Below are 12,011 nucleotides of genomic sequence, written 5' to 3'. Positions count from 1 at the left end.
GTCAAATTTCTGCCAGAAACGCAACGCCTGCAAAAGTTTCGGCGTGGCGACGTAGGCGTGGAAACTGATGATATCGGAAAGTTTTGCCGCTTCGACATCAATGGGATGGGTGAAAAACTCGTTTTCCGGCTCATCCGGATCCTGCGAGAAATGCCATGCGCAGACAGTCAGCGGCTGAAGCGGATCTTCATCCCGCGCCCAGACAAACGCCTTTTGCATCAGTTCCAGCGCAAAGACTTCGAGTTTTTCATCGTATGACACTTCCTCAAGCCCGCTGGCAAAAGTGCCACGGTTGCCCGGCTCGTTATACAAATCCCAGATGGCGATACGTTCATCGGTGCGGAAATAACGGACAATATCGCGCACATAACGCTCCACTTCCGGCCACATATCGCGGTTGCACACCACATCGCGCCCCGGACTGGCTGCTGCCTGGCTGTTATGTTTACCCGGTTCCGGCGCTTTTTGCGGCCCGAGGAACGGCTCGTCTCCGGAGAACCCGCAGTCATCCATCAGCGTCAGCATCACTTTAATCTGATGACGGGCGGCAATCGCCAGAAACTCGTCAATGCGCGCCAGCAAACCGTCGCGATCATCCTGCCAGACAATAAACGGCAGATTGATGCGCAGCTGGTTGTAACCCGCCTCATGCGCCCAGCCAAGTTCCTGATCGATAGTTGGCGCATCAAAAGTCTCGCGCTGCCAGAGTTCCGTCCAGTTCACTGCCGTGCGTGGCAGATAGTTAAATCCACAAATCCAGCCTTGTTGCTGGCTCCACACGGATGCCTGCTCCCTGCTCCACTGCTGTTTCATTCATCGCTCCTGAAGTTAAATGCATTAACTGACATTATTAGCTGTCTTTTATTCTCTGCAGAGAATGGCTGCAAATTAATTGCTCAGGTTATGGAGTTAAGATCACACTCTTTTACCTGATTTGCGCAGCCATCAGAGAATTTAATGCGGTGACAAAGTGTGAAATTAAAATAGAGCGAAGGGATAAGCCGGAGTGAAAAATCCCATTGCATACAATGAGATAATTATATTGCACGTTTGTTACGGATAATAATATTAATCACCATAAATAATGGCGGAAATAACGTTAGTAAATAAGATGAATGATTAATGCTTTCCGTTTAAGGGGAATATCGGAGATGCAGATATTCCCCTTTGCAGAATCAGTCCAGATCCACGCCGTTGCTGGCGATCACTTTCTTGTACCAGTAAAACGATTTTTTTCTCTTTCTTTCCAGCGTGCCATTTCCGGCATCATCACGGTCGACGTAAACAAAGCCGTAGCGTTTACTCATTTCGCCGGTCGAAGCGGAAACCAGATCGATACAACCCCAAGAGGTGTAGCCGATCAGCGGCACGCCGTCGGTGATCGCCTCGCCCATCGCGTGAATATGCTCGCGCAGATAGCTGATGCGGTAGTCGTCGTTGATTTCACCTTGCGCGTTGATGTTATCTTTCGCGCCGAGGCCGTTTTCCACCAGGAATAGTGGTTTCTGATAGCGGTCGTACATCATGTTCATGGTGATGCGCAGGCCAAGCGGATCGATTCCCCAGCCCCATTCGCTGGCGTCGATGTACGGGTTTTTCAGCGATTTGACGATGTTGGCCGCGCTGCTGTTGTTGTCGTTCATGTCTGCCGATGCGCAGCGTGACGCGTAGTAACTGAACGAGACGAAATCGACGGTGTTTTTCAGGATCTCTGCGTCGCCCGGTTCCGTCACCACGTTCACGCCCTTCTCTGCAAAGACCCGCCGGGTGTACGTCGGATATTCGCCGCGCGCCTGCACGTCGATGAAGAACAGGTTTTCGCGATCTTTCTGCAACGCTGCCCAGACGTCCGCAGGCTTGCAGGTTTGCGGATAAAAATTCCCACCCGCCAGCATACAACCGACCTGATTTTGCGGATTCACTTCATGGGCGATTTTGGTCGCTAAAGCACTGGCAACCAGCTCATGATGCGCGGCCTGATATTTCACCTGCTCCTGATTTTCACCTTCTTCGAAGACCAGACCCGCCCCGGAGAACGGGCTGTGCAGCAGAATATTAATCTCGTTAAACGTCAGCCAGTATTTCACCAGTCCGTCGAACGCCTCAAAACAGGTACGCGCATAACGGGCGAAAAACTCGACCATTTTACGGTTACGCCACGACCCGTATTCGATCACCAGATGCATCGGCACATCGAAATGACACAGCGTGACCAGCGGTTCGATGCCGTACTTTTTGCATTCGGCAAACACGCCGCGATAAAACGCGATCCCCTCCGCGTTCGGCGTCAGTTCATCGCCGTTGGGATAAATCCGGCTCCAGGCAATTGACGTGCGGAACACCGTAAAGCCCATTTCGGCCATCAGCGCGATGTCTTCTTTATAACGGTGATAGAAATCAATCGCCTGATGCGCCGGATAAAACTCGTCTTCTTTCAGTGAGAAACGTTTTTCCTGACCCGTTTTAACCGCCAGACGGTGCGCGCCGTGCGGGATCATATCGACCGTGGTCAGGCCTTTTCCGCCTTCAAAACTGCCGCCCTCAGCCTGATTTGCGGCAATCGCGCCGCCCCATAAAAAACCTTCAGGAAATGCTGATGCTGCCATGAGAAATCCTCTCCTTTAATTTATTTAACTGCGCTCTGCGAAACCGCAAAGGCGGCGGGAACCGTTGATTCCGGCGCTGTATTTTTTGGCGCCACGGTTTCCACCGGAATATCTTCAAATCCGAGTAACAGCGTGGTGAAGAAGGAAATCACCACCGCGAGGATCATTACGCCCGCGACCCAGACAATGCTCATCGGATTTGACGGGTCAAAGAACTGTACGCTGGTAAACAGCCCCGGTGACGCCATCGAATGGCTGGCAAGTCCGCCTAATCCGGCCACGCCACCGCAGATGAAACCACTGATTAAACAGGCGATCAGCGGACGTTTCAGACGCAGCGCCACGCCGTACAGCGCGGGTTCGGAAATCCCGGCGACAATCGCCGATGCCGCCGCCGCCAGCGCCGTCTGACGCAGCTCCGGGTTTTTGGTACGCCATGCGACCGCCAGCGAAGAACCGCCCAGCGACAGGTTCGCGCCAATTTCCGACGGCATGACCATGCCCTCTTTGCCGGTTTCGGCGATGGTCTGAATAATGGTTGGCGTGAACACGCGGTGCATGCCGGTCATCACCAGCAGCGGCCAGGCCGCGCCCATAATGGCGACCGAAAGCCAGCCGAGATAACTGTGAACGGTGTACACCACCGCCGAAATCCCGGTACCGATCCAGATACCCAGCGGGCCAATCAGCATGATGGCGACCGGTGCCGCAATCAGCATGATCAGCATCGGTTTGAGGAAGTTTTTGGTCACTACCGGTGTAATACGATCGACCCATTTTTCGATGTAAGACAGCAACCAGGTCATGCACAGCGCCGGAATGACGGTGTAGGTGTATTTCACCGCTGTCACCGAAATACCGATAAATTCGACTTTCTGTCCCTGCGCCGCTTTCGCCATTAAATCGATAAATGCCGGATGCACCAAAATCCCGGCAATGGCAATCGCCAGCGACATATTGGTTTTGAATTTCACTGCCGCCGACGCCGCCACCATCACCGGCAGGAAGAAGAACGCGCCGTCGCCGATGGTGTTGAGGATAATCAGCGTTGAGGCCCCCTTGTCGAAGACGCCGGTCATATCCAGGATCATCGCCAGCAGTTTGACCATCGAGCCACCGATAATCGCCGGGATCAGCGGTGACATGGTGCCGATCAGCGCATCGAGAATGCCGGATCCAATCCGTTTGAGCGTGATTTTGCTTTTGTCCGGAGCTTCCTCACTGGCCGCAGCAAAGCCTTCCGGCAGCAGTTTCAGCACTTCAGCGTAGGCCTGAGAAACATTGTTACCGATGATCACCTGACACTGTTTTTCATTGCGCACCACACCCATCACGCCGGTAATGGCTTTCAGCGTGGCGGTATCGACGGCAGATTCGTCATTCAGCACGAAGCGCAGGCGTGTCATGCAGTGCGTCACTGCTGCCACATTCTCCGCACCACCGATTGCCGCGACAACCGACTGTGATATTGCTGCAAAATTTTTAGACATGAGTAACAACTCTCTCGGATTCATAGGGTTATGAATGTTTTTCAGAAGCCCTGGCTTCTGTGAAACCACTTTTTATGCAACGTACTGGTTCTTTTGTGAAAGGCTGTGAAACGATAGGTAACCGGTTTCATGCGAGAATGTGCAGTTCTATTCCTGACTTCAATAAAAATCTGCAACGCTGTTTTATTTTTGTGACACCGATCTCCCGCTGGCCTTCAGCCGGGCTGAAATCATCGCAATACGCGGGGAATGTGTAGAATGACGGATAATTTTTCTTTTTTGGGTGCGGCAGATGTCAACAATGCAGGAAGTGGCTAATAAAGCGGGAGTTTCCAAAGCCACCGTTTCCCGAGTGCTTTCCGGTAAGGGATATGTGAGCCAGGAAACCAAAGATCAGGTGTTTAAAGCGATTGAGGAAGCGGGCTACCGGCCAAATCTGCTGGCACGGAATCTGGCGACCAGCAAGTCAATGTGCATCGGACTGGTGGTTACCAATACCCTGTATAACGGCAATTATTTCAGCGAGTTAATCTCACAGGCCGCCAAAAAACTCGATGCCAACGGACGTCAGCTGATCCTGGTCGATGGCAAACACAGCGCCGAAGAAGAACGTGAAGCCATTCAGTTTCTGCATGATTTGCGCTGCGACGGCATTATTATTTATCCGCGCTTTTTATCCGTCGATGAAATGGATGACATCATCGATAAATATAATAAGCCGGTGATGGTAGTGAACCGTAAATTACGAAAACATCAGAGCCATTGTATTTATTGCGATCACAAAGGTTCAGGTCTCCAGGCCACCAATGCGCTGATTGAGCGCGGCCATCGCAATATTGCTTTTATCACCGGCTCGATGGATTCCCCGACCGCGATTGAACGCCTGTCAGGTTATAAAGAGGCGCTGACGGCAGTTGGTTTACCAATAAATGATGCATTGATTATCTCCGGCAAATGGTCAGCAGCCAGCGGTGCCGCCGCCGTAGAAGCCCTGCTCGCCGCCGGTCAGACGTTCAGCGCCATTCTTGCCAGTAACGATGAAATGGCGATCGGCGCGATGAAGAAACTGAACGATGCCGGAATCGCCGTCCCCGCCGATGTTTCGGTGATCGGGTTTGATAATATTCCGACCGCGCCGTTTCTTATTCCGGCGCTGTCGAGCGTGAAAGATCCGGTCAGCGATATGGTCAGTGAAGTCATCAGCCAGATTATTTCCATGCTCGATGGCGGTTATTTGTCCGAACAGAATAAGTTTGTATCAGAGCTTATTTTGCGGGAATCGGTGACGAGCGGACCTTATCTTAAACCGCGCTGACGTGTTAGACTCACACCGTTAATTTATTGTTTTAACAAAATTATTATTGAAATGACTCACAGGAAGTAGTTATTCAAACTGTTGTTTAGATGGAGTTAAACGATGAGTGAAATGATTCACAATAATATTCGCAATCCAAAGTTTTTATCAGAGGATGATATTTGTCGCCCTGTCAGTGCAGGCGCAATGACAATTCAAAACTGTGCCGTTATGCGCCCGCTTCCCTGCATTGTGATTCTGGTTCACGGCGTGAATGATGTCGGTGAGGCTTACCAGGATCAGGATACCGGCATTTGTGCCGGACTGAATACCCGGCTGGGACGTCAGGATCTTCATCCACATGAATGGAAAACGCACGAATTCATGATTTCCGACGCCGATGACAATGTCGCGAACCTCACCTGTAGCGTGCAGGATCACACCTGTATCGGGGTCGCTAACCGCTCACCGGTGATCCCGTTTTACTGGGGTTATAAACCGGTCGACCATGAAACCTGGGAGGAGGATCAGAAGCAATACCGAAAAGACTTACTCGAAAAATATAATAACGCTGACCTGCCTTACGATACCTACCGCGAAAATGACGCAGTCAAAATTCGGCAACACGACAACCAGAATATCGACAATCTCAATAACTGGCTTGATCTCACATCCGCCAAAGGCGGCGGCACTTTTGCCAATGCCACCACCTGCATTCCTGATATGTTTGGTCCCGGTGCATCCGGCCGTATTTTAGAAGCCGTCGGGTTATTCAAATCCCGCAGTGATCTCGAAAATCACGGTGACTGGAGTCATCCGATTTATGAAAATCCGCACCGGATTTATCAGGCTTATGCCGCACGCCGCCTGGCCGATCTGATTTTAGATATAAGACAAAATCCGTTAACCCAGAATGACACAATTAATATTGTTGCCCACAGTCAGGGCACGATTATTACCATGCTGGCCAATATGTGGGTGCAGGCTGAAGGCGCAGCGCCTGCCGACTGCGTAGTACTCAATCATTCACCCTATGCGCTGGAGAACCGCTGGCTGGAAAACGCCATGCCCGGAAATCAGCAAACCAGTCAGGGACGGCAAAAAACGCTGAACAATTTTTGCCGGCTTATGTCACAGAACCCTCTGTACCAGCCGGGAGCAACCTCTCATGACAGTGCCTATCTTCAGCAATTGCACGACATCGGCTGTATTTCATTAAATAAATCACCGTGGAACGACCCGCTTTATAACCGCAATAATTTCGGCAAGGTATATAACTATTTCTGCCCTAACGATCAGGTCGTGTCCATGTCACCCATTCAGGGATTCGGCTGGCGTGGGATCCCTGACAAAATCAAAGCTCAGTCAGGCGATAACCTCTATCAGCGTGTTTTCTGTAAAGACGTCGTCGTGGGCGATAAGACAGCGTTTCATTTTGAGATGCCTGCGCGTCAACCTGATGATTCCGCAGATACCGGTTATTCATTTACCGACGTCACCGTCAATGCCCCGGTTTTACCTGATCCGTTTGTCTTTAAGCTGATGGCACAGGGCAAAGGTTATAAGGCGGCACTGAGCGGTAACGATCCTAAAATTGCTAAATCCGCGATGAAAGCTGAACGGTTCCCTGCCGAATGTATTGATGTACCCGCCTCCGCACAATTTCAATATCTGGATAATGGTGTGGCGCTGAATGAAACCCAGCTGGAAGAGCTGAGAAGCCAATATCCCTGGGATATTGTCAGCGGTATTTATCATGAACTTAATGGTTATTTCCGCCAGCTGGTACTGTTACGCCGGATGACAGATAAAGAACTGGACCGTGCAATAAAAATGGATACCACGTTCAGTCAGCACTCCTCCATTGTAACCAATATTGAAGTAGCGCAGAAATCTACCGCGTTTGATCTGGCCATCGGGCAATGTCAGGCATTTGAATATCAGGATTTCTGGGAAGGATTGTTATTAAAAGCTGACTGGCGTCGTGAAATGAATCCGGATCCGAAAGTCAAAGCATACTATCAAGAAGGTATATTACATCCTCTCTTTAAACCTTTTATGAATAAACCCGAAAGTCCTAATGGGATGCCAGTGGGTCAGTTAGGCGTCGTTAACGATTATGGTGTTCGTGTTGTGCGAAATCCTCAGGAAGTAGAGGTTGCTGAAGTTCTTCAATGGGATATGCCGGTGCCAAAGGTTTAAAAAGGACATAAGTATGGAACATCTTAAAATGTTAGGGATAATTTTAGGCGCTGGCCTGCTCTCTTCTTGTGATACAGCGGCCACAGCCCCACCGACACAAATCGTCTACCGGTTTGATGACCACCGTTATCTGGAATTGACGGGGTATCACTGTGAAGGTGCCTTATGGTTCACCGATAAAAAACTCGGTATTCATTCTCAGGTGCAAGAACAGTTTTATCGTATTTTCACCCAGCCCTTTATCCACCCATCCGAAAAGTACTTAGCTATCACTGAATATCAGGGTTCAGGCTTTTTCGTTTCGAAAGACTACGGACGGACATGGGGTATTGCCCGTTTCGCCCCCGGCTCCGGCGCAGTCCAGTACGGAGCTGATGGCCCGCAACGCGAAGAAATTGAATCCATCACTGTCGTCAACGATCAGGGCTATGTGCTGACCAAACAGGGCGACCTTTATATGAGTTCAAAGCCCTTTGAAGATCCCCGGCTTGAACTCGGCGGTAGCGGCATTGATTACGCATTCACCAACAGCCGCGGGCAGGCTCAAACTAACCATATCAGGCCAGGATATGGGGGTGGAAAATGGGGAGAAAATTATGTTTCATGGAATTCATTGCAGGGTACACCACCCAGAACCATTTTCGCTTACCGAACGAATTTCCAGAACATCCCCAACAAAGTGCCTGAGGTGAAAAATTACACCGGCTGGGATCGTATGCGGTGTGATCCGGATTTGGGGTTGCCAGCAAAATGAAGCTCTCCCAAAATCTGTTCATCCTGTCTGGGCTATTAGTGATAACGGCTTGTGATACAGCGGCCACAGCCCCACCCACGCAAATCGTCTACCGGTTTGATGACCACCGTTATCTGGAATTAACGGGATACCACTGTGAAGGTGCCTTATGGTTCACCGATAAAAAACTCGGTATTCATTCTCAGGTGCAAGAACAGTTTTATCGTATTTTCACCCAGCCCTTTATCCACCCATCCGAAAAGTACTTAGCTATCACTGAATATCAAGGTTCAGGCTTTTTCATTTCGAAAGACTACGGACGGACATGGGGTATTGCCCGTTTCGCCCCCGGCACCGGCGCAGTCCAGTACGGAGCTGACGGCCCGCAACGCGAAGAAATTGAATCCATCACCGTCGTCAACGATCAGGGCTATATGCTGACCAAACAGGGCGACCTTTATATGAGTTCAAAGCCCTTTGATGACCCACGGCTTGAACCCGGTGGAAGTGGCATTGATTATACCGTTGCAAACAGCCGTGGACAGATGCAAACCCATCATATCCGCCCCGGATATGGCGGCGGTAAATGGGGCAATGAATACGTTTCGTGGAACTCATTCGCCGGACCAAAACACTGGACCATCGATACTTACAGAGCCAATTTCCAGAACATCCCCAACAAAGTGCCTGCGGTAAAAAATTACACCGGCTGGGATCGTATGCGGTGTGATCCGGATTTGGGGTTGCCAGCAAAATGACCCGTGGGGGAATATTCCCCCGGCTCTTCCTTAAGCTTTCCGTAAACGCGGTTTAAATTATCCGTTAAACACCACCGATTAAGCCTTTTCCGAATTGTCGTTTATCCCTTTGCCCTGCATTGTGCGCGTGAACATGATCCACCGTCATGACGGGACACAGGAAACAAAAATGAAAAAATCTGGAATGGTTGTTCTTTGCGCAGCGCTGCTGGTTGCGAGTGTCAGCGTCTTTGCTGAAGGCCCGCGTCAGCCGCCGGTTAAAGAGCCGCAGCCGGTACATAAAACGCACAAGCCGGTTGTTCATCATCAGCCTGCGCATCACAAAGCTAAACCGGTGCCGGTTCATCACAAGGTGAAACCAAAGCCGGAGATGAATAAGCCCGAACATCGCGGCTAAACAATTTCATGACAAGCCGCACACTGTTGCGGCTTTTTTGCATGCTGATTAAACACGTGTAACGCCTGAACGTTGTGTGCCTTTTTATTAAAGTTACTTCCCCGTCTGCCGATAACTTCCGTGCTATTTAAAACCCAAAGAGTGAATTTCACTTAAGGCCGATCTTTTTGCTAAATACGCTTAAATTTAAGCACGTTAGAAGCAAAATTTGGCGAAGTAAGAATTATCTTATGCTAACGTTTCATCCGCACATCACAGCAAAAATGCGTCGGGACAGGCGCACTATTTAGCCGGACTTTAGTACGGAAGGATCCCCGTAAAGGCGGCAGGCTAGCAGGCAAAATAAAATGAGCGAAGATTCTGATGTATTGTATCGGTTGCTGGTTCAGCGCGTAGAAGACTACGCGATTTACATGCTTAAACCCGATGGCATTATTGCGAACTGGAATGCCGGTGCGCAGAGGGCAAAGGGTTATACGCCCGAGGAAATAGTCGGAAAGCATTTTTCGTGTTTTTACACCGAAGAAGACCGCAAAAGCGGCTGGCCACAGCACGGCCTGGAAACAGCGCGCGAAACCGGCCGCTATGAATCCGAAGGCTGGCGACAGCGCAAAGATGGCACTCTCTTCTGGGCGCACATCATTATTGAAGCGTTGCGTGAAGCCGGTGAAATCATAGGTTTTGCCAAAATCACCCGCGATGTGACAGAACGTCGTGAAGCCGAACAGGCATTGTTACAGGCCAAAGAACTGGCTGAATCTAACAGTGAGCAACTTGCTTCCCTTTCGCAGTTTCTGAATACGGTCATCGCCAATATCCCGTCATCCGTGATTGTTGAGAATGCAGTTTCCCGCGAGATCTTACTGGTTAACCGTCAGGCAGAACGTTTACTGGGCATTTCACGTAAAAAAATGCTCGGTAAACGTCCGCAGGATTGCATGGGTTCAGGGCTGAGCACCTTTATCAATAAGCAGTCGGACGAGTGTCTGCGCGCAGAAGGTGTTCACCGCAGCGAACAGCAATTGCTGACCGCCATCGGCGACCGCACGTTACAAACCACCAGTTCGGTGATCCGCGGCAACGATCCGCAGACCAGCTACGTGATGATGATCGCCGACGACGTGACGGATCAACAGGCTGCACATGCCCGGATTCATCATATGGCGCATCACGATAATCTGACCAGCCTGCCGAACCGCATTCTGTTCAGCCAGCGTCTGAGCGAAGCCCTGCAACGTGACAGTTATAGCCACAGCCACACCGCCACGCTGTGTCTGGATCTCGATAACTTCAAAAACGTCAACGACGCACTGGGCCATCAGATTGGTGATGAACTGCTGCGTGCTATTTCCAAACGTCTGCGCATGACGCTGCGTGATGACGATACGCTGGCGCGCATTGGCGGCGATGAATTTGCCGTGGTGCTGCCGGGGCTGAAAGACATTTCAGCGGCACATCAGATTTCTAAACGACTGATTGAATCAGTGCGCCCGCCAGTGATCATCGACGGCCATTCGCTGTCTGTCGGTCTGAGCATTGGTATTGCGCTGGCAGATTCGGCAGAAAACACCCCGGATCAGTTACTGCGTTGCGCAGATATGGCGCTGTACGAAGCCAAACGTAATGGCCGTAACCGCTACGAAGATTTCCGAATCGAAATGGATGCCGCCGCCCGCAAACGCCGCGTGGTAGAAATGGATTTACGCGATGCGATTACCTGTAATCAGCTGCGTCTTTATTATCAGCCGATCACCGACGCGCGTCATGATGCCGTCATCGGATATGAAGCGCTGATGCGCTGGCAGCATCCGGAAAACGGGTTGATTATGCCGATCGATTTCATTCCGATTGCCGAAGAAACAGGGCTGATCCACAGTCTTGGCTCATTTGCCTTGCACGAGGCCTGCCGCGAAGCCACCACCTGGAAAGGCAATCAGACGGTTGCGGTAAACCTTTCGCCGATCCAGTTTAAAAACAGCGGGCTGGTGTCTGTGGTGGAATCTGCGCTGGAAGCCTCGGGGCTGGATCCGTCGCGTCTGGAAGTCGAAATCACCGAATCGGTGTTGCTCGATAACACACTGGGAAACATCAGCATCCTGCGCAAACTGAAGGCGCTCGGCGTGCGCATTGCACTGGATGATTTCGGCACCGGTTATTCGTCGCTGAGTTATCTGCGCTCCTTCCCGTTCGACAAAATCAAAATCGACCGGTCGTTCATCAATGACATGCAGGACAGTCGCGAGGCTCTGGCGATCATCCGCGCCATCACTGGCATGAGCCGCAGTCTGGACATTCAGACCACAGCAGAAGGCGTGGAAACCGACGAGCAGTTCCGGCGTCTGAAAGAAGAAGGTTGTACGTTGTTCCAGGGATATTTCTTCGGGCGGCCTCAGCCCTCAGAGTCAAGACTGGTTGGGTTTGCACCCCTCTGATGATAGGTATTAGACACGGGTTTTGGCGGGAGTGATCGGGGGAACAGCGGTATATATGGCTGTTATTTCTGACGATTGTTTTTGCTCCTCCCCCTGCGA

The 12,011-nt window shown here is 50.9% G+C and carries 9 protein-coding genes; 6 read left to right on the top strand and 3 right to left on the bottom strand.

All coding sequences use genetic code 11. The features are described 5' to 3' along the window. The 3 genes from UC15_RS11190 to ascF all read right to left on the bottom strand — a co-directional run. Positions 1 to 813, bottom strand: an 813-nt coding sequence (locus UC15_RS11190) for a cellulase family glycosylhydrolase (RefSeq protein ID WP_112288521.1), incomplete at its 3' end; no start/stop codon positions are given. 362 nt (positions 814 to 1,175) lie between these two features. Beyond that, positions 1,176 to 2,606: a 6-phospho-beta-glucosidase gene (locus UC15_RS11185; RefSeq protein ID WP_112288520.1), complete on the bottom strand. Its 1,431-nt coding sequence runs from the start codon at positions 2,604 to 2,606 to the stop codon at positions 1,176 to 1,178. Positions 2,607 to 2,626: 20 nt separating this feature from the next. Beyond that, the gene (gene ascF, locus UC15_RS11180) at positions 2,627 to 4,096 is read right to left on the bottom strand and encodes a PTS cellobiose/arbutin/salicin transporter subunit IIBC (RefSeq protein WP_112288519.1); all 1,470 of its coding nucleotides are present in this window, start codon (positions 4,094 to 4,096) and stop codon (positions 2,627 to 2,629) included. Between the two features lie 292 nt (positions 4,097 to 4,388). Here ascF and UC15_RS11170 point away from each other — a divergent pair, with 292 nt between their 5' ends. The 6 genes from UC15_RS11170 (at position 4,389) to UC15_RS11145 (ending at position 11,912) form a co-directional block, all read left to right on the top strand. Beyond that, a complete protein-coding gene (locus UC15_RS11170; RefSeq protein ID WP_112288517.1) occupies positions 4,389 to 5,411 on the top strand; it encodes a LacI family DNA-binding transcriptional regulator in 1,023 nt (340 codons plus the stop codon). 102 nt (positions 5,412 to 5,513) lie between these two features. Continuing rightward, positions 5,514 to 7,592, top strand: a complete 2,079-nt coding sequence (locus tag UC15_RS11165) for a DUF3274 domain-containing protein (protein WP_112288516.1) — start codon at positions 5,514 to 5,516, stop codon at positions 7,590 to 7,592. A 13-nt stretch (positions 7,593 to 7,605) separates the two neighbouring features. After that, positions 7,606 to 8,346 (top strand): hypothetical protein, encoded by a 741-nt coding sequence (locus tag UC15_RS11160; RefSeq protein ID WP_112288515.1) that lies wholly within the window; start codon positions 7,606 to 7,608, stop codon positions 8,344 to 8,346. Next, positions 8,343 to 9,083, top strand: a complete 741-nt coding sequence (locus UC15_RS11155) for a hypothetical protein (RefSeq protein ID WP_112288514.1) — start codon at positions 8,343 to 8,345, stop codon at positions 9,081 to 9,083. The genes UC15_RS11160 and UC15_RS11155 overlap by 4 nt, the downstream gene beginning before the upstream one ends. 169 nt (positions 9,084 to 9,252) lie before the next feature. Next, positions 9,253 to 9,480: a hypothetical protein gene (locus UC15_RS11150; protein WP_112288513.1), complete on the top strand. Its 228-nt coding sequence runs from the start codon at positions 9,253 to 9,255 to the stop codon at positions 9,478 to 9,480. Between the two features lie 347 nt (positions 9,481 to 9,827). After that, positions 9,828 to 11,912: a bifunctional diguanylate cyclase/phosphodiesterase gene (locus tag UC15_RS11145; RefSeq protein ID WP_112288512.1), complete on the top strand. Its 2,085-nt coding sequence runs from the start codon at positions 9,828 to 9,830 to the stop codon at positions 11,910 to 11,912. Positions 11,913 to 12,011: the final 99 nt, after the last annotated feature.

Origin of the sequence: Rahnella sp. AN3-3W3 (genome assembly GCF_003263545.1) — a bacterium.
GTDB lineage: Bacteria > Pseudomonadota > Gammaproteobacteria > Enterobacterales > Enterobacteriaceae > Rahnella > Rahnella variigena.
The sequence above is the reverse complement of the archived record's forward strand: the minus strand, read 5'-3'. Positions and strand labels throughout refer to the sequence as shown.